The following is a 20,325-nucleotide window of genomic DNA, read 5'->3' as shown; positions in this document are numbered from 1 at the left end:
ATATTACCATCCGCCCCGAATGCCAAGGCGCCCGGCCGTCGTACCGTGATCGAGGCCGACGGCGACACCGGCATCGATCGACCATGTATCGTTGACCCGGCGGGCAAAAGCGAAGGAGGCACCCTGTTCGCTCTCGAACGTCCCCACGCCCGCCGAGACGGAGAAGTCTTCATCCGGATAGAGGATTGCCGAGCCCGCCATGGCCAGCGCCATGGAGACGCCTTCCCGGGTTCTTGAAATGTCGTCGTCGAACGCGGCGAGGCGGTTGTTGACGTCGCCTTCCAGTTCAAGGAACTGGCCGTAATTGACCGCATCCGTCGGGTTGATCGCCGGCGCAACATTGGTCAGGCGGCGCGGATCCTGCGCCGTGCCGAAGGAGACGGTGTTGGCCTCCGTCGCGACCGACCCGGCGCCGATGGCAATTGCGCCGTCGGCAGAGGCGACCGCATTGGACCCGATAGCGACCGCATTGGCGCCGGAGGCATCGGCATTCGGGCCAGCGGCATAGGCATTGGTGCCGGTTGCCGTGGCGGATCGGGCTGCGCTGACTTTCGCCGGCGCGCCGGCAGCCAGGGCGCGGCGTTTGCCAGCAAGCATGGCAGACGGATTGTCCGCCAGCGCTGTGCCGCTGGCCGCGTCATGACTGGCCGGTTCCTGCGCGGCCGGGCCGGAGGCATCGGTATTGCCGCCAGCCGCCGGCTCTGCGTCTGCCATTGCCGGTTGCGGGGCCATTGCCGATTGCGTTTCGCCGGTATCCGCCGTCGCCGGAGCAGATGCCGATGTCGACGTCGCAGCCATCGTTGAGGACGAAGCGCCTCCACCGCCGTCGAGCGCGTCGATACGGGATTCATGATTTGCCAGCATGGCGTGTATCGCGCCGCCATCGGAGGCGAGATTGCCGTTCGCGTCTGTCGTGATCACCCCTGTGACCGTTCCCTGTGCCGAGATCGAGGCGGCCGAGACGATGCCGGGCATGGAGATTACCGACGCGAATGTGCCGAACATCAACTGGTCGGCCCGAGACGTCGTGGCACCGACACCGAAAGCGGCCGAGTTGGCATGGCCGGCAGTGGCGCCGGAGCCGAGCGCGAGGCTGGAATTACCTGATGCCGAGGCGTTGCGCCCGAAGGCGCCGGAGCGATCGCCGGAAGCAGATGCCTGACGGCCCACCGACGTCGACTGCAGGCCGTCGGCGCTGGCCTGGAAGCCGAAGGCGGAGGCACCGGCGCCGCCGGCGCTGGCGACGAAGCCGGCCGCGGTCGCGTTATTGCCGGCAGCATCCGTGTTGAAGCCGATGGCGGTCGAGCGCAGGGCGGACGCCTCGGCATTGCGGCCGATGGCGATGGAGCCCTCGGCGAGCGCCTTTGCCGCCGGACCGACCGCCGTCGCGGCTGCTGCGGCTTGCGTCAGCTCATCGGAATCGACAATGCCGTCACTGTCCAGATCGTACCAGGTGCCGAGGGCGACGGCACTGGTATCGGATGCCCGGGTTCTGTGTCCGATGGCAACGGCATAGTCGCTGACGCCTTGGGCGCCATGGCCGAAAGCAAGGGATGACGCTCCGTCGGCCTGGCTGTTATATCCGTAGGCGGAGGCATAATCCCCGATCGCGTCTGAATACCGTCCGAAAGCCGAGGAACTTGCGCCGCTCGCAATTGACGTACGCCCGGCCGCTGTGGCGCCATCGCCCGAGGCGGTGACGTTGTAGCCAAGTGCCGTGCTGACATAGCCCGAAGCATCGCTGTTGTAGCCAAGCGCTGTCGAATAGGCACCGGCTGAAGAGGATGTTGCGCCTATCGCCGTGCTTGACAATCCGGCGGCGTCGCTGCCGGCCCCGAGGGCCGTGGAATTCGCCTCGTCGGCGGTGGCGTAGAAACCGAGCGCAATGGCTTCCACGCCGTTTGCGCGCGCCGCGCCGCCAATGGCGATGGCACCCTCCGCCTGTGCTTCGGTGTTTTCGTTGAAGCCTATCACATCATCGCCATTGGCATCATCCCAGCCGCCGATCGCGATGGAGTTATCGGCCTGGGCCTCGGCCCAATGACCCTGGGCGATACTGCTGATCCCTTGTGCCCGGGCGCTGCGTCCGACCGCCGTGGCGCGCAGAGCGCTGGCTGTGGCAAAGGTCCCCAGGGCAGTCGTTCCTTGGGCTGTCGCGTCGCTTGAATAGCCGACGGCGACGCCATATCGACCTGACGCGACATTGTACGCGCCAACGGCTGTAGCCTGGTCGGCCGTGGCAACACTGCCTGCGCCGAGCGCCGTGCTCGATGCGCCGGCAGCCTCGCTGTCATATCCGAATGCAGAGGCGTAATTGCCTGAGGCCGTACTGCTCTGGCCGTAGGCAGAGGCCGCAAATCCACTGGCACTTGCACCGCTGCCGGTGGCTGTGTCCGGCGATGCGACGCCCGAAACCGTAGAGGGAGTGCTGCCGGTTGTCCTGTCGTCGGTATCGCTGCCCGTTTCTGCGGTGACGCGGGTCTTGCTGTCGTCTGGTGCCGGCGCTGTTGCGGCAGGGCCTATGGCAAGACTGAGATGACCGAAATCCGTGGAATTCGCGCTCTGCGTGGTGAGGTCCGGCGCGGCGTTTCCGTGCCTGAGCGAGGCGAAGCGCTTTTCGGAGGCGGCAAGCATCGTCGATATCGCGCTGTCGTCATTGGCAAGGTCGCTATAGGCCGGCGTTGCCCAGGCAGGGAACATGGCGTGCGCGGCTGTGAGCGCCAGGGCGGATATCGTGGTCGCGGTTCGCAGCTGGCGCGGCGGACGGACTGGGGCAAGCTGATGGGACACAGCAAGGCGGTTTCGGGGTGCAAGCATGAAATACTCCTCTCGCGGACCATTGCTGGTCCGCGTCATGTGAAAGTCTCTCTCCAATTTTCCCGGTATGTAATGCTGCCAAAGTGACAATTCAGAACTGCAGCACAGATTATCCGTCTACGGTATATCTGGCAGGTCTACAATTCATGTCTGGCCGGGTGGCTGGACGGTAACAGTTGGTGCATGTGAGTCAAGAGATGCCGCTGAGAAAACAGACTGTTTAAAAATATTGAAGGCATCGGATCAACAATGAAGAAAAACCCCGGCGCCAGAAGGCGGCCGGGGCACCTGTATTGTTGCAGAGGTGAGCTGAAACGCTGTTACCAGCCGCCCCTGATACCGAGGCGGCCTGCCGTCGAGCCATAATTGAGGCCTACGGCGACCCCTGCGTCCATCGACCAGGTGTCGTTGATGCGGCGGGCGAAGGCAAAGGAGGCCCCCTGTTCGCTTTCGAACGTGCCCCACCCGGCGGAGACGGAGAAGTCTTCATCCGGGTAAAGAACAGCCGCTCCAGCCATCGCGAGCGCCATGGAGACGCCCTCCTGCGTGCGGGCGATGTCATCGCTCAGCACACCGATGCTCTTGTTCACGGATTGCTCCAGCTCCAGGAACTGGCCGTAATTGACCGCATCGGTGGCGTTGATCGCCGGGGCGACATTGGTCAGCCGACGCGGCGACAGGGCCGTGCCGAAGGAGACCGTATTGGCTTCGGCCGCGATCGACCCGGCGCCGATGGCGACGGAATTGTTCGCGCTGGCAAGGGCATTATTGCCGATGGCGACGGCACCGGCGCCGCTGGCGGTCGCCCCGTTGCCGAGGGCGACGGCGTTGCTGCCGGAGGCGGTGGCATCGGGCGAAGCGAAGCCGGCCGGGGCAGCGGCGCCACTTGCCGCCGCCGTCCGGGTCGCGACGACCTGGTTGTTGACGGCGCTGGCGACGGCCGCGGCTGCAGTGCCAGCCCCGGTGCCGGAGGTGGCGCCGGATTCGACGCCTTCTTCGGCTGTTTTCTCCTGCAGCGGCGTGCCGTCGCTGCGTCTGTCGAGGTCGCGCGCGGCCAACCGGTCAGCGGACGGACTTTCACCGGTCTCGCCGTCGATGGCGACGCCCTGTGCCTTGTCATCGGCAGGGGATGCGCCATCGGCCGGAGCCAGCCGGGCGAGAGTGGTGCCCGCCGGCGCGCTATCGGCAGACGCCGGGCCCGCCCCGTCATCATTGCGCACCCGGTTATCCGTGCCGAAGCCTGCCTTTACCGGTACCGGTCCCTTCGCCGTTGCCGCGGTGCCTGCAGGCGTGCCCGCCGGGCTGCCGGCAGAGGCCACTGACGCCGGCTGGTCCCAGCCATAGGCGGTGGTGCCCGATGTCTCGTCCCGGGAGTTGGCCCCCGACCCCGGTTGGCTTGACGCCGGCTCACTATAGCCTGTCCACGCCGTCGACGTCGCATTGGCCGGCGACCGCATCGACTGCAGCAGGGCTTCGTGCTCGTTCAGCATCGTCATGGTCAGGCCGCCATCATAGGACAGGTTGCCATTGGCATCGGTCGTCAGATAGCCGATGACCGGGCCCTGCGCCGCCGCCGATGCGGCCGAGACGATGCCGGGCATGGTATAGGTACTGACCACCGTGCCGAACATGAACTGGTTGGCACGGGTCGTTGCCGCCCCGAGGCCGAAGGCAAAGGAGTTGTCATAGGCCGCCGTCGCGCCCGTGCCGAGCGCCATGGCGTTGGTTGCGGACGCGGTCGCGCCGGAACCGATCGCGAGGCTGGAATTACCTGACGCGGTGGCATTGCGCCCGAACGCGCCGGAGCGGTCGCCTGACGCCGACGCCTGGCGACCGAACGAGCTCGCCTGCAGGCCGTCGGCGCTGGCCTGGAAGCCGAACGACGAGGCGCCGGCACCGTCGGCGCTGGCGGTAAAGCCGACGGCGGTCGCGTTATTGCCGGCGGCATCGGTGTTGAAGCCGATCGCGGTCGAGCGCAGGGCGGAAGCCTCGGCATTGCGGCCGATGGCGATGGAGCCTTCGGCGAGCGCCTTGGCCGCCGGGCCGACGGCGGTCGCTTCGGTCGTTGCCGTTGTCACTTCGTCGGCATCGAGAATGCCATCCGCATTGAGGTCGACCCAGCCGCCAAGGGCAACGCCGCTGACCCCGGTGGCCTGCGAGCCATAGCCGGCGGCAAGACTGTAGTCGGACAGGGCATCGCTTTGTGCGCCCAAAGCAGTGGCATAGGACCCGACAGCGTTGGCCTGCTCGCCGAATGCCGAGGCAGACCTTCCCGTTGCGGCTGCGGAGACCCCAAGGGCGGTGCTCCGGTACTCGGCTGCATAGGCATTGCGGCCAATTGCCGAGGAATCGCCCCCCGGTGCAATGGCGCCGGAGCCGACGGCGAGCGAATACGAGCCCGTTGCCCTCGATATTCTGCCAAGGGCCATCGCATTGAGAGCAGTTGCCTGCGCCCCTGAGCCAAGCGCCGTGGTGAAGTCGGCAGTGGCAATGGTTTTCTCCTGGGCATCAGCAACAAAATTGTTGTTTGAATCTGTCCAGCCGCCAAGCGCGACGGAAGATTTCCCCGAAGCGATCGTCTGAATGCCGCCGGCAAAAGCATTCTCCCCGGACGCCTCCGCAGCAGTGCCCATGGCGATAGCCTGAGCCGCCGACGCGCTGGCGTCCGCCCCCATGGCAATTGAAGACAAGGCGGTCGCATTCGCCGATGAGCCGATGGCGATGCTGTAATTGCTCGACGCCAGCGCACTCAATCCCATGGCGGATGAAGCATAACCGGTTGACTGGGCAGCCCAGCCCACAGCGCTGGCGCCCACGCCACTGGCAGTGGCGACGCGCCCGACGGCGGTAGAGGCGATACCGCTGGCTGTAGCGCTCGTGCCGATGGCGGTTGAATAGTCGTCGATAGCCTCGGCATTCCAGCCCAAGGCAGTTGCTTCACTGCTTGTCGCCTCGGATGAGTGCCCGAGGGCGATAGAGGCGAAGCCCTCGGCCGAAGAGTTCGATCCCAGGGCGGTGGACCAGACGCCCGCTGCGTTTGTATTTCTGCCGGCCGCCAGCGCATCCGTGCCGGAAGCGGAGGCATAATTGCCAAGGGCCGTTGCGCCTGCCACCACGGCCTCCGAATTGCTGCCGACCGCAGTAGCGTCTGTGGCCGTTGCCACGGCCGCATAGCCGACCGCAACGCCATCCTCTGCGGTTGCCTCCGAAAAAGAGCCGAGCGCCGTGCTTCTCAGGCCGCTGGCCGTCGGGTCATACCCCACCGCCAAGGCATAGGTATTGGACGCAAGCGCAGTGGTGCCGATCGCAGTGGCATAGGCAGAAGCGTCCGTATAGCTGCCGACAGCCAGGGCGCCATAGCCCGTGGCATTGGTAACGGAGCCGATGGCCGTGCTGAAGCTGCCGCTCGCGACAGCGCTGTAGCCATAGGCAGAACTCAGGGCACCGCTGGCTGTGGCCGGGCTGCCGAAGGCGGTCGCGTTGGAGCCGCTGGCCGTGGCACCGGCGCCGGCGACAGCCGCTTGCGGGCTGATCGCGCCGTCGAGGCCGCCAATGGAGGAGGGGGCGGTGCCGCCGGTCGTCGTGCGTTGCGATGAGAAGGCGAGGGTAGAGGTTTCATCCGTAGGCGTCTGATCCGCCGGACCGCTGGCAGGACCGGTCGCGAAGGAAGACAGGACCGGGCCGCCGGACGAGAAGGCGATGCCGCCGCCCTCGAGCGCGGTGATCCGGTTCTCGTGACTGGTCAGCATCGCCTGCATGGCACCGCCGTCGGAGGCGAGATTGCCATTGGCGTCGGTCGTGATGATGCCGGTGACGGCGCCCTGCGCCGCCAGCGAGGCGGCCGACACGATGCCGGGCATGGAATAGGTCGACAACACCGTGCCGAACATGAACTGGTTGGCACGAGATGTCGTCGCACCGACACCGAAAGCGACCGAGTTGTCAAACGCGGCGGTCGCCCCGGAACCGATCGCGAGGCTGGAATTACCTGACGCCGTGGCATTGCGCCCGAACGCGCCGGCGCGGTCGCCTGACGCCGACGCCTGGCGGCCGAACGAACTTGCCTGCAGGCCGTCGGCGCTGGCCTGGAAGCCGAACGACGACGCGCCGGCACCGTCGGCGCTGGCGGTAAAGCCGACGGCGGTCGCGTTATTGCCGGCAGCCTCGGTGTTGAAGCCGATGGCGGTCGAGCGCACGCCCCCGGCACTGGTATCGCCGCCGATCGCCGCCGCGCCGATACCGCTGGCCACGGCACCCGGACCGATAGCGATGGCGCCGTCGGCGGTTGCCTGCGCCGCAGAGCCGAGGGCCGTCGATTGCGCCCCGGAGGCCAGCGTTATTTCATTGTCATCGACGATGTTGTTATCATTTTGGTCCCGCCATCCGCCAAGCGCGAGGCTGCTATCGCCGGTTGCCGTGGCGTAGGAGCCGATGGCAACGTCATTCTCACCGCCGCCGCCACTGATGCCGGCGACGCTGCCGCGGCCGATGGCGATGCTTCTGGAATTCCAGGCATTCGACTCATAGCTCATCGCCAGGCTGAAAAGACCGTGTGCGGTGCTTTCATTGCCGATTGCAATGCTGCTGCCGCCCAGCGCCGAGCTGTCCGGTCCGTAGGCGGCGCCGGCAAAGCCGCTGGCAACACTGCCAAAGCCGGTGGCAACGGTGCCGGTATTGACTGCCTGTGCCGTTGCGCCGATGGCGATGGAGTATAGGCCCGACGCCTGCGTAGCTTCACCGTCATCAATCGCATCGTCGGCATCGGCATCATACCAGCCGCCAAGGGCAACGCTGTTCATGCCAAAGGACTGGGCACCCGCGCCGCCGGCGAGGCCGCCATTGCCTGCGAACGCGCCAAAGCCGAGCGCCGCGCCGCGAAGGCCGTTCACATTGCTGCCAAAGCCGACCGCAGTGCCGCCATGTTCGCTGGCCGAGGCATAGGCGCCAAGCGCAGTCGAATAATCGGCAGTGGCATTGCTGCGAGTGCCATAGGCAGCACTGAGAAGGCGTGATGCTATACTGTCATGCCCGTAGGCCGAGGCGTCATCACCGTCGGCAGCGCTGAAATATCCGGTCGCTGTGGCGTTGTCGCCTCTGGCAAAGCTGGAATACCCGATAGAAGTGGCATACGCGCCGGTCGCGGCGCTGAACGCGCCATATGATGAAGCGCCGTAAGCGGATGCATCGCTCGAATAGCCGGTGGCAGTGGCCCTTTCGCCGGCGGACCTTGAGAGTTGACCGAACGCTGAACTGAAATCGCCGCTGGCGTCTGCAGCTGTGCCGCACTGCGTGCTCTGGGCTCCGCTGCCGACAGTACAGGCCGCGCCTGCATTGGCTGCTCGCGGCTCAGTGATGCCGCCGAGATCGTTGAAGGATGCCAGTGTCGTGCCGCTAGCCGTGTCGCTTGTTGGTGTGGCGGAGCGTTGTGATGAGAAGGCGAGGGTAGAGGTTTCATCCGTAGGCGTCTGATCCGCCGGACCGCTGGCAGGACCGGTCGCGAAGGAAGACAGGACCGGGCCGCCGGACGAGAAGGCGATGCCGCCGCCCTCGAGCGCGGTGATCCGGTTCTCGTGACTGGTCAGCATCGCCTGCATGGCGCCGCCATCGGAGGCGAGATTGCCATTGGCGTCGGTCGTGATGATGCCGGTGACGGCGCCCTGCGCCGCCAGCGAGGCGGCCGACACGATGCCGGGCATGGAATAGGTCGACAACACCGTGCCGAACACGAACTGGTTGGCACGGGCGGTCGTCGCACCGACACCGAAAGCGACCGAATTGTCAAACGCGGCGGTCGCCCCGGAACCGATCGCGAGGCTGGAATTACCTGACGCCGTGGCATTGCGCCCGAACGCGCCGGAGCGGTCGCCGGACGCCGACGCCTGGCGCCCGAAAGACGTCGCCTGCAGGCCGTCGGCGCTGGCCTGGAAGCCGAACGACGAGGCACCGGCGCCGTCGGCGCTGGCGAAAAAGCCGACGGCGGTCGCGTTATTGCCGGCAGCCTCGGTGTTGAAGCCGATGGCGGTCGCTCGCAGGGCGGACGCTTCTGCATCGCGGCCGATGGCGATGGAGCCTTCGGCGAGCGCCTTTGCCGCACTGCCGAGGGCGGTCGATTGTGCCCCGGATGCCAGCGTGAACTCGCCATCATCGACGACGCCGTCCTCGTTGAAATCGACCCAGCCGCCGAGGGCGACGGCATTGCCACCGGTCGCCCGGGCTTTGGACCCGATTGCGATCTGCCGGTTATCCTCCCCGTTCTCGATGCCGGCAATGGCGGCATTGCCCAAGGCGATGCCGTCCGTATTGAAAGCCGTTGCGCGGTCGCCGATGGCGACGCTTGACGGGGCTGTCGCTTCTGTTCTGTGTCCCAAGGCAACAGCGAACTCGCCAGCCTCCGCGTCATAACCGATAGAACTGCCGAAGGGCCCGCGACCAGCGGCCAGGGAGCCGATCGCGATTGAATGCTCTGACTCGGCAAAGGCATTGAAGCCCAGGGCGGAGGAGCCGAAGCCATCGGCCTTGGCATTCGATCCGAGCGCCGTGGATGCCCCGCCTGCGGCCCGGGAGAATGGGCCGATCGCGACACCGGCATCCGCGCTGGCGACGGCTTGCCGCCCTATGCCAATGGCGTTCTGACTGCTTCCTTGAGCGGCGGCACCGAGGGCGATGGAATGCAAGCCGCTTGCCGTGGCCGCCTCACCCGCGTCGATGATACCGTCCGCGTCGGTATCGACCCAACCGCCGATGGCGATCGCATGATTTGAGGTCGCGCGCGAAAAGCTGCCGACGGCGATGCTATTGACGGCGCTCGAGCCCGCGTTAAAGCCGATCGCTGTGCCGTATTCGCCGCCTGACGCAAAGGCATCCGCCCCAACGGCGGTGCCGCCCAGAACGTTGACAAAAGTTGAATCACCAATGGCCGTGGCACGATCCGCCGCGGCATACGCAGACTGTCCGACCGCACTAGAGGAGTCGCCGAGCGCCTGCGAATCCCTGCCAAAAGCCGAAGAGCGGAAGCCAGACGCAATCGACGCGTATCCTGCGGCAATGGCGCTCGCGCCGGATGCATCGGCATAAGCGCCCAGAGCAGTGCTGAAGCCAACAGACGCGCTACTGCGATAGCCATTGGCCGTCGTTTCCAACCCCGTCGCCTCAGCCAAGGCCCCGACAGCTGTCGAGTTCTCCCCGGTTGCGTCGGTAAAGGAACCGATCGCTGTCGAGGTGTCCTCGGCCGCGTTTGCAAATGCGCCAAAGGCGGCACTGGCGCGCCCGGGCGCGTCGCTGTCATAGCCATAGGCGGACGCATCATTACCGCCAGCAGCGCTGAAATATCCGGTCGCGGTTGCATTGGTGCCGCCGGCAAAGCTGGAATAGCCGGTTGCCGTAGAGTACAGCCCGCTCGCAAAGCTGAACGCCCCGAGGGCTGAACTGTAATTGGCGTTCGCCACGCTGCTATAGCCATTTGCGAGCGCTTGCGTTCCGCTCGCCGTACTGCCGCTGCCGACAGCAATCGCAAAGGTACCGCTGCCGACAGCCCCGCTCCCCAAGGCGACCGTGTTGCTACCGGTCGACCGGGCTGACGCACCGATGGCGATGGAACGCAAGCCCGTTGCTTCAGTCGTTGAGCCCGCGTCGGGAATACCGTCGAAGTTGGTATCGCGTCCGCCGCCGATGGCGATCGCCTGGTTTGCGGTCGCATTCGAATAGCTGCCGACGGCGATGCTGCTAAGAGCAGTCGAGCCTGCAGAATTGCCAAGCGCTGTGGCATAGCTGCTGCCTGTCGCAGATGCATCCGCCCCCACGGCGGTGCCGCCGAAGCCAGTGACCGTCGCCGATTCACCGATGGCCGTGCCACTATTTGCCTCGGCATATGCATCATATCCAACCGCAGTAGAGAAGACGCCGAGTGCACTGGAATCCCTGCCAAAAGCCGAAGAACGGTCGCCAGAAGCAATAGAATTGTATCCCGCCGCAATGGCGCCCGGGCCGGATGCATCGGCATAGGAGCCCAGAGCGGTACTGAAGGCAACTGATGCGCTGCTGCGATAGCCATTGGCGGTAGATTCAAAGCCCGTTGCTTCGGCAAATACACCGACAGCTGTCGAGTAATCCCCCGTCGCGTCAGTAAAGGAACCGATCGCTGTCGAATCTCGCCCAGCCGCATCAGCAAATAATCCATAAGCCGAGCTGGAAATGCCACTTGCCGAGGCACTCTGACCACAAGCTGTTGCATTAGTGCCGGTGGCCGAAGCGCCGTTATCCGTGCCGTTGGTATCGTCCTCGCACGTCGTCGGTGCGGCGATGGCTTGCGCCATCATGACCGGCGAGGCGGTGATCAGCGCGAGCGAAGACACACCAGTGGCAAGAATGGCGTTACGAAGACGGATTGACAGCATGATATTCCCCTATGCGGCAAGGCAGCCGCATACTCTCTCTAGCAGTTCCGGGAGTGGTGAAGACAACTGACCGCTCTCCCCTTCGGTCCGCTGCCACGCTGACGGCGTCATGCGTGAAAAGATTAATTTCCGGTTAAATCTGGCGCAATTGGCCATGCCGCACAAGCAAAAGATTGTGGAACGGGGCATAAAAAACCGGTGGATCAGATCTGATTCAAGGCGATGAATTTACGGAACAATTGACGATTGATGCCGATCGCGGCGAGCGGTAGAGACTGTCGGGTGAAGGCGATCAGGCATGGTAAGCAAGCGTTTGAGGGCAAGAGTTTGAAAGGTTCAGACACTCTCGACTACAGACCGGATATTGACGGGCTGCGGGCGCTGGCCGTTGTGCTTGTTGTCCTGTTCCATGCGGGCGTGTCGCCGCTGTCGGGCGGGTTCATCGGCGTCGACGTGTTCTTCGTCATTTCCGGCTATCTGATCACGCGGCTGATCATGAAGGAGCGGGCTGAGGGGAAATTCTCCTTCGGCCGGTTCTACCTGCGCCGGATCAAGCGGCTGGCCCCGGCGCTGTTCTTTACCATCCTCGTCACGCTGGCTGTTGGCTGGTTCCTGTTTCCGCCAACCGGATATGAGCTGCTGGCGGAATCGGCGGCCTATGCGGTGATCTCGATCTCGAATTTCCTGTTCTGGGAGCAGGCGGGCTATTTCGATGTCGGCGCGGATATCAAGCCGCTGCTGCATACCTGGTCATTGTCCGTGGAGGAACAGTTCTACCTGCTCTGGCCGCTGACGCTGGTCCTGTTGATGCGGGTAAAATGGCGCCATGCCGTGCCCGCTTTCCTGGTGCTCGCGGCAATTGCCAGCGTCGGCGGGACGGAGGCGGCGCTGCGCGACGATCCTGATGCGGCCTTCTACCTGCTGCCCTACCGGGTGATGGAGCTGGCCGCCGGGGCGCTGGTCAATTTCCTGCCGCCGCTGACTGGCAAGGGGCAGGAGGCCCCAGCGCAGACGGGCACGCCGCGCTGGCGGGGCGAGGCGATGGCCGGGGCGGGGCTGCTGCTCATCCTCATACCCGCTTTCGCGCTGACCGGCGACACGCCGTTCCCGGGCATCAACGCGATCCCGCCTGTGCTCGGTACGGCGCTCTTGATATATGCCGGTGCCGGGACATTGGTGGCGCGCGGGTTTTCCGTCCGTCCGGTCGTCTATGTCGGGCTGATCTCCTATTCGCTCTACCTGGCCCACTGGCCGATCATCGTCTTCTACGGCTATCGCCAGGGCGGCGCGCTGTCGCTGGTCGAGCAGGGCGCGGTGATTGCCGCGTCGTTTGCGGTCGCGGCGGCGATGTATCACCTCATCGAACAGCCGTTCCGCGGGCGCAGCCCGGTCATCCGGCTGCCGCGCCTGCCGGGCTGGGGCGTCGGCCTTGCCGCCGGGGCCGGGGCACTCGCCTGTATTGCGGCGAGCGCGATCGTCTATTTCGGCAAGGGCCTGCCGGGCCGGTTCGATGCCTCGCCAGAGGTTGCAACCTTGCTGGCGAGCATGCGCGACGGCCTGCCGGCGGAAGTTGCCGCGGCGCAGGAGGCCCTGCCGCCGGATGCGCCGAAGATCGTCGTTGCCGGCGACAGTCACACCGTGCCGATGTGGATGGCGCTCAGCGAATGGGGGGCGGCCCATGGCGTGCGGGTGGAGAGGGTCGAGCTCGGCGGCGGCTGCCCGGCGCTTTACCGCGCCTATGTGTTCGGCGACCCGACCCAGTCCGGCCCGTGCAATTCGACCAAGGACCGGAAACTGGAAGACCTCGCCAATGGCGGCTATGACGCCATCGTGCTGTCGACCCGGTGGGGGCTTTATACCTCCGAGGTCACCGATGCCGATCCGTTCGTCGCAACCCGGCCACGCTCGCTGGCGCTTGATCCGCAGGCAGAATATGATCCTGACGGCGATGCGATTTCCCGTACGGCCTTCAAGGCCGGGCTGCGCCAGACGGTCGACCTGTTCGCGCGCACGGGCACGGCAGTGATCTTCGTCGGCCAGGCGCCGCCGGTTGGCGGACGGCTGGAACAATGTGTCGCGCTGGAGGTGACGCTTGCCGGGATCAACGCCAATTGCCGCAAGGCGAGCCATGCGGACATCCTGCGCGAGACCCAATGGGCGACACACGCTGCACAACAGGTCGAGGCGGAAAACCTCTATGTCGTCGATGCGCTGCCCCTGTTCTGCGAAGAGCGCGACTGCAGCCTGATCCGCGATGGCCGCTCCCTTTTCTATGACGACAATCACCTGTCGATCTGGGGCGGACGGGTAATGCTCAGTGGGATGACGGATTACCTGGAGCAAATCACCGGGCGGTAGACCTTTTGCGCTGTCAGGTGTTTGCCAGCATGGCGGAAATATCCTAAAGCCTGATCGAAGCCCTTTTCCCCGACGCTGACAGGAGACCCGATGCCCGACACAGGTCCGTTGTTCTTCACGCTTGCCCTGTTCGCGGCCGGTGGCATCCTGATGGGCGCGGCGGGCTCCCGCCTCGGGGCGCCGCTGCTGCTGATCTTCCTTGTCGCCGGGATGATGGCGGGGTCGGAAGGGCCTGGCGGAATCGTCTTCGAGGAATCGGTCATCACCTTTTTCCTCGGCACCGCGGCGATCGCGGTGATCCTGTTCGAGGGCGGCCTGCGCACACAACCGAAAATCATCAGACAGGGAATAAAACCGGGGTCGGCGCTGGCCTTCGCCGGGACGGTAATGACGGCGTTCATCGTCGCGCCGGTCGCCATGTGGCTGTTCGACATGCGCTTTGCCAATGCGCTGCTGCTGGGGGCGATCGTCTCCTCGACCGATGCCGCCGCCGTGTTCGCGCTTGCCGCCTCCGGCGTGAAACTGCCGGAGAAGGTGACAGCGACGCTGGAGGTGGAATCCGGCTTCAACGACCCGATCGCGATCATTCTCGTCATGGGGCTGGTGGAAACGCTGGCCGGCGAGCCGATGACCTGGTGGCAGTGGATCGTCATGCCCGCCTATATGCTGATCGCCGGCGGGGCGGCCGGCTATGGCGTTGGCTGGCTGTCGGCCTGGCTGTTCCGGCATGTGCGCCTGCCGGTCGGTCTGAAAGCGATCCTCGCCATGGTGATGGGCTTGTTGTCGTTCGGACTGGCTGACCTGATCGGCGGGTCGGGCTTCATCGCCATTTATATTGCCGGCGTGGTGATGGCGTGGAAATCGCCCAAGGCCGCGAGCGATGCGGCGCCCGGTGTCGACGGGCTTGCCTGGCTGGCCCAGACCGGGCTGTTCTTCATGCTGGGTCTCTACGTGACGCCATCGCACCTTGCCATCGTCGCGATCCCGGCGGCGCTGACGGCGATGGCGCTGTTCCTGCTGGCGCGGCCGCTGGCGAGCTTCGTCCTGCTGGCGCCGTTCAAGTTCACGATGCAGGAGAAGGGCTTCATCGCGTGGACCGGCCTGCGCGGGGCGACGCCCGTATTCCTCGGCATCATGCCGCTTCTCGGCGGCGCGCCGAACGCGTCGCTGTACCTGTCCGCTGCCCTTGCCGTGGTGCTGGTCTCGCTCGTGGTGCAGGGCTGGACCGCGCCGCTGGTCGCGCGCCAGTTGCGCCTGACGGGGGAGACCTCGGCGCCGCCGGCGCGCGGCGAATTGTTCTCCCGCCTCGGATCCATGAGCATCGTGCTGCTCGCCGGGATGTGGTTCACGCTGGTCCATTCCGATAGCGAGGAACTGCCGACCCTCCTTGTCTATCCGGAAACGACGATCGAACTGATGGGCAATATCCGGCCCGACGACGCGCCCGAGGGCGCCGACGTGATCGTCGCCAGCTTCCCGCCGGACTTTCCCGGCCAGCCGGCCGACGTGCGCCAGGCTGCCTATCCGCCGGTGATCGCGGCAGCGGTGCAGGAGGTGAACGAGGAGATCATGGCCGACCGGATGGATCTGGTCGCAATCCTCGAAAAGGAGGCCCGGGGCGAGGCGCTGACCCTCGAGGAGCAGAGCCGGGTCGACATCCTCGCCCGCAGCTATCGTGGCCGGTATCGCGAGCGCGCCGACCTGCCGGACAAGATCGACATCATTCCGCCCTCGCTCGCCGTCGCCCAGTCAATCCTGGCGACCGGCTGGGGCTCATCGGAAACGCTGATGCAGCGCAACGCCGTCTATGGCGGGCGCGGCGGCGTCAGCCATGATACCATTCTCGATGCGACACGCGCCTATGCTACCTATCTCAACACCCATCCGGCCTTTGACGGGTTCCGGCAGGAACGGGCCGGCCTGCGTGCCGCTGACGCGCCGATAACCGGGCCGGCGCTTGCCGGGGCGATCGGCCCCTATGTCGGCGGCGACAGTGCGGGCTATATCGGCGACCTGCAGGCGCTGATGACCGCGCGCGATCTCGGCGTGTTCGACGCCACCGGGGCCGACCCGGGGCTGCCTCTGGAATGACGATCCTGTCACAAAGTATCGAAAGAAAGATTGTCAGCGCCGGATCGGGCGGCTATGCTGCGGCGCAACAGGGCTGGCGAGGCAGCGCTGACACTTTAAAAAAGGGGTGTCGGTCTTTGCGGATGTCCGCTATCTGGGTATGAAGACAGGCTGATTTCGGGGGAATTCACATGATATCACCATTCCTGCAGCGACAGTTGCAGACACTAGCGGCAGTCCGATCCCGGGTTTGCCGTGCGCGATAACTTGCCTATACCGACCGAAGCCCGACACGACGTGAACCGGAGTACAGAAAGATCATGAGCCTTACCCATCTGGAATTGCTGGAAGCGGAGAGCATCCACATCATGCGCGAGGTGGCTGCCGAGTGCGAGAACCCCGTCATGCTTTATTCGATCGGCAAGGACTCCTCGGTCATGCTGCACCTGGCGCTGAAGGCTTTCTATCCTTCCAAGCCGCCATTCCCGCTGCTGCATGTCGACACCACATGGAAGTTCCGGGAGATGATCGAGTTCAGGGACACCCTGGCCACGAAGCTCGGGCTCGAGTTGCTGGTTCACATCAATGAGGATGGCGTCAGGGAAGGCGTTGGTCCGTTCTCGCATGGCTCTGCCTATCATACGGATGTGATGAAGACCCAGGCCCTGAAACAGGCGCTGAGCAAGTACAAGTTCGATGCTGCGTTCGGTGGCGCGCGCCGGGACGAGGAAAAATCCCGCGCCAAGGAGCGGATCTTCTCGTTCCGCTCCGCCCAGCATCGCTGGGACCCGAAGAACCAGCGGCCGGAACTGTGGAACATCTACAATACCCGGATCAGCAAGGGCGAGAGCATGCGCGTCTTCCCCATGTCGAACTGGACCGAGCTCGACATCTGGCAATATATCCATCTCGAGAACATCGAGATCCCGTCGCTCTATTTCGCGGCTAAACGCCCGGTCGTCGAGCGTGACGGCCTGATCATCATGGTCGACGATAACCGCGTGCCGCTCGAGCCGGGCGAGGAACCGGTCGAGAAAATGGTACGCTTCCGCACGCTCGGCTGCTACCCGCTGACCGGTGCCGTTGAGTCCGAGGCGACGACCCTGCCGGACATCATCCAGGAAACATTGCTGACGACATCGTCAGAGCGGCAGGGACGGGCGATCGACAAGGATGCCTCCGCGTCGATGGAGAAGAAAAAACAAGAGGGCTATTTCTGACATGTCGCATCAAGATAATCTGATTGCCGAGGATATCCTTGCCTATCTCGAGGCGCAGCGGAACAAGTCCTACCTGCGGTGCCTGACCTGCGGCAGCGTCGACGATGGCAAATCCACCCTGATCGGGCGCCTGCTGTTCGATTCCAAGATGATCTATGAGGACCAGCTGTCGGCGCTCGAGAGCGACTCCAAGAAATCGGGGACGCAGGGCGAAAAGATCGACCTGGCGTTGCTGGTCGACGGTCTTGCCGCGGAGCGCGAGCAGGGCATCACCATCGACGTTGCCTATCGCTTTTTCTCGACCGACAAGCGCAAGTTCATCATCGCCGACACGCCGGGCCATATTCAGTATACCCGCAACATGGCGACCGGTGCCTCCACCGCCGATCTCGCGATCATCCTGATCGATGCACGCAAGGGCGTGCTCGACCAGACGCGCCGGCACAGCTATATCGCCTCATTGCTCGGTATCCGGAACATCGTCGTCGCCATCAACAAGATGGACCTCGTCGAGTTCTCCCAGCACAAGTTCAACGAGATCGAGGAAGCCTATCGCAGCTTTGCCGACAAGCTGAATTTCAAGGAAATCGTCTGTATCCCGATGTCGGCGCTGGACGGTGACAATGTGATGAACAGGTCGGAGCGCTGTAAATGGTACAAGGGCATGTCCCTGATGCAGCATCTGGAAACCGTCGATATCTCGCCGGAAATTGCCGAGACGTCCTTCCGCATGCCGGTGCAATGGGTGAACCGTCCCAATCTCGATTTCCGTGGTTATTCCGGCACGATCGCTGCCGGGATGGTCAAGCCGGGCGACGAGATCATCGTCATCCCGTCGGGCAAACGCTCGGTGGTCGACAAGATCGTGATCCGCGACGGTGACCTGTACCAGGCCGAAGTCAACGAATCCGTGACGATCACCTTGCGCGACGAGATCGACATTTCGCGCGGCGACATCATCTGCAGCACCGACGATCCGGCCGAACAGTCCGACCAGTTCCAGGCGCATATCATCTGGATGGAAGAAGAGGAGATGTTCCCGGGCCGTCAATATATCATGAAGGTCAACAACCAGACCGTGCCGGCCACCGTCACCGACCTGAAATACAAGGTCAACGTCAACAACTTCGCCCATGAAGCGGGCAAGTCGCTGGCGCTGAACGAAGTCGGTGTCTGTAACCTGTCTCTCGGCAAGCCGATCCCGTTCGATCCGTACAAGAAGAACCGCCATACCGGCGCCTTCATCCTGATCGACCGGCAGACCAACGCCACGATCGGTGCGGGTATGCTGGAATTCTCCCTGCGCCGCGCCGCCAACGTCGTCTGGCAGGACCTCGAAGTCGGCAAGATGGAGCGGGCGAGCCTGAAGCACCAGAAGCCCGCCGTGCTGTGGTTCACTGGCCTGTCCGGTTCGGGCAAGTCGACCATCGCCGCCCTGCTGGAGAAAAAACTGTTCGATATCGGCCGCCATACCTATGTGCTCGATGGCGACAATGTCCGCCATGGCCTCAACAACGATCTCGGCTTTACCGATGCCGACCGGGTCGAGAACATCCGCCGCGTTGCCGAAACCTCGCGCCTGATGGTCGAGGCCGGCCTGATGGTTCTCGTCTCCTTCATCTCGCCGTTCCGGTCGGAGCGCCAGATGGCCCGCAACCTGCTGGACGATGGCGAGTTCATCGAAGTCTTCGTCAACACCCCGCTGGAGGTGGCCGAGAAGCGGGACGTCAAGGGGCTCTACAAGAAAGCGCGTGAAGGCAAGATCAAGAACTTCACCGGCATCGACTCGCCCTATGAGCAGCCGGAGAATGCCGAGATCATCGTCAACACGGTTGAAACGACCCCGGAGCAGGCAGTGGAGCATATCCTCGCCTATCTCGATGAGCGCGGCTATCTGAAGTCGATCTGATCGACCCGCGTCATGCCAGATTGAGAATGTAACAATTGAAAGCCCGCCACCGGCGGGCTTTTTCGTGTGAGATGACAGGGTGACATCCCGGGGTGTACCGCTAATATTGCGGCTGGAGAAAACGGTTATGCACTTCATCATCGCCCTTCTGGGCCTCATTGCCGGTGCGACTTTCTGGTTGTATCGCATCAAGCGCGGTGCCGATGCGGGCAGGGAAGTCTATGACGAAGTCAAAGGGGCGGTGCGCCGCGGACAGTGGTCGCGCAAGGCCGATGCGCGCCTGATCGAGACGCTGAGCGACCCGCGCGAGGCGGCGGCTATTCTCATGGTACAGATTGCCAGCTATGACGGCGAGGTGACGGCCAGCCAGAAGGCGCGTATCGAGGCCGTGATGCTGGACAATTTCCGGTGCGCGCCGGACGAGGCACAGGGGCTGTATTCCTTCGGCCGGATGGCGGTCGGCCAGATCAACGATGCCGCCAATTCCCTGCGCCATATCCTGCGGCCGATCCAGCAAAAGCTCGATGCGACGGAAAAGGCCGATCTCATCGAGATGCTGCATGCCATCGCCGAGGTCGAGGGCGAGCCGAATGACCGCCAGCGGCAGCTGGTCGCGGCGGTGAACCGGGCCTTGCTGACACAGGATTAGGGTTGCGTCAGGCCGGACGGTATCGCAGCGCCATCATCGTCTCGCCGCTGACACTGACAGTTCCCTCGCGGACATGCCGGTCGAGATGGGCGCGGACATTCAGCGCCGCGGCGACATGAAGCCGCTTGTCGACATCGGCATAGACGTCCGCGACTATGTCCATCAGGCCTTCATGGCCGGCGCGCACCGAGGCGAGGATCTGCCGGTCCCGTGCCAGCCTGTGATCCTTCACGGCACGGACGAATTCGGCGGGTGCCGGGATCGGTGCCCCGTGGGTCGGGTAGTAGACCGAATGTTTGCGCCCGAGCAACAGGTCCAGCGACGCCATATAGTCTTCCATGTTGCCATCCGGCGGCGCGACCACCGTCGTCGCCCAGCCCATGATGTGATCGCCGGTAAACAACGCCTGCTCGGCGGGCAGCTCGAAACACAGATGGTTGGAGATGTGGCCGGGCGTATGGATCGCCCGCAACTGCCAGCCATCGCCGTCGACCAGCTCGCCATCGGCCAGCATCCGGTCGGGAGCGAAGCTGAAATCGCCGCCTTCATCGAGCGCCGGCGGCGCCTCGTCCGGTTGGGTCGGGTGCGCGCCCCAGGCCAGGACCGCGGCACCGGTCGCCCGTTTCAGGGCCACCGCCCCGCCGCAATGATCGCGATGGGTGTGGGTGATCAGGATGTGGCTGATCTCGCGCCCGTCAGCGGCAGCGAGGAGTGCGGCAAGATGGTTTTCATCATTCGGTCCCGGATCAATAATGGCGAGACGGTCCGTGCCGACCAGATAGGTGCCTGAGCCGGTAAAGGTGAAGGGGCCGGGATTGTTGCAGATGACGCGGGTGACGAGCGGCGACAGCCGGTCCGGCCGGCCATGGACGAAATCGAATTCCTTGACGTAAGGAATGTTCACGGGGG

General features: G+C 64.4%; 8 protein-coding genes. 5 read left to right on the top strand and 3 right to left on the bottom strand.

Annotated features, from left to right (window positions below):
- Positions 1-3: 3 nt before the first annotated feature.
- Both IEV88_RS09310 and IEV88_RS09305 read right to left on the bottom strand, forming a co-directional pair.
- Positions 4-2,817 carry a YadA family autotransporter adhesin gene (locus tag IEV88_RS09310; RefSeq protein ID WP_188158706.1) on the bottom strand — a complete coding sequence of 938 codons (2,814 nt, stop codon included), beginning with the start codon at positions 2,815-2,817 and terminating at the stop codon, positions 4-6.
- A 320-nt stretch (positions 2,818-3,137) separates the two neighbouring features.
- Entirely contained in the window at positions 3,138-11,210 is an 8,073-nt protein-coding gene (locus IEV88_RS09305; RefSeq protein WP_188481213.1) for a hypothetical protein, read from the bottom strand.
- Positions 11,211-11,537: 327 nt separating this feature from the next.
- On the opposite strand from IEV88_RS09305, the gene IEV88_RS09300 reads away from it, so the two are divergent.
- From IEV88_RS09300 to IEV88_RS09280, 5 genes are all read left to right on the top strand, one after another.
- Positions 11,538-13,568 (top strand): acyltransferase family protein, encoded by a 2,031-nt coding sequence (locus tag IEV88_RS09300; protein WP_188158708.1) that lies wholly within the window; start codon positions 11,538-11,540, stop codon positions 13,566-13,568.
- A gap of 90 nt (positions 13,569-13,658) precedes the next feature.
- The gene (locus IEV88_RS09295; protein ID WP_188158709.1) at positions 13,659-15,659 is read left to right on the top strand and encodes a potassium/proton antiporter; all 2,001 of its coding nucleotides are present in this window, start codon (positions 13,659-13,661) and stop codon (positions 15,657-15,659) included.
- A gap of 299 nt (positions 15,660-15,958) precedes the next feature.
- Positions 15,959-16,858, top strand: coding sequence for a sulfate adenylyltransferase subunit CysD (gene cysD, locus IEV88_RS09290; RefSeq protein ID WP_188158710.1), 900 nt, complete (start codon positions 15,959-15,961; stop codon positions 16,856-16,858).
- 1 nt (position 16,859) lies between these two features.
- Positions 16,860-18,767: a sulfate adenylyltransferase subunit CysN gene (gene cysN, locus IEV88_RS09285; protein WP_188158711.1), complete on the top strand. Its 1,908-nt coding sequence runs from the start codon at positions 16,860-16,862 to the stop codon at positions 18,765-18,767.
- Between the two features lie 127 nt (positions 18,768-18,894).
- Positions 18,895-19,416, top strand: coding sequence for a TerB family tellurite resistance protein (locus IEV88_RS09280; RefSeq protein WP_188158712.1), 522 nt, complete (start codon positions 18,895-18,897; stop codon positions 19,414-19,416).
- Positions 19,417-19,423: 7 nt separating this feature from the next.
- Here IEV88_RS09280 and IEV88_RS09275 read toward each other — a convergent pair whose 3' ends face one another.
- Positions 19,424-20,320 (bottom strand): MBL fold metallo-hydrolase, encoded by an 897-nt coding sequence (locus IEV88_RS09275; RefSeq protein ID WP_206711222.1) that lies wholly within the window; start codon positions 20,318-20,320, stop codon positions 19,424-19,426.
- Positions 20,321-20,325 lie beyond the last annotated feature (5 nt).

This window comes from Aquisalinus flavus (assembly GCF_014640095.1).
Classification (GTDB): domain Bacteria; phylum Pseudomonadota; class Alphaproteobacteria; order Caulobacterales; family Parvularculaceae; genus Aquisalinus; species Aquisalinus flavus.
This window is presented reverse-complemented; position numbering and strand designations above follow the sequence as displayed.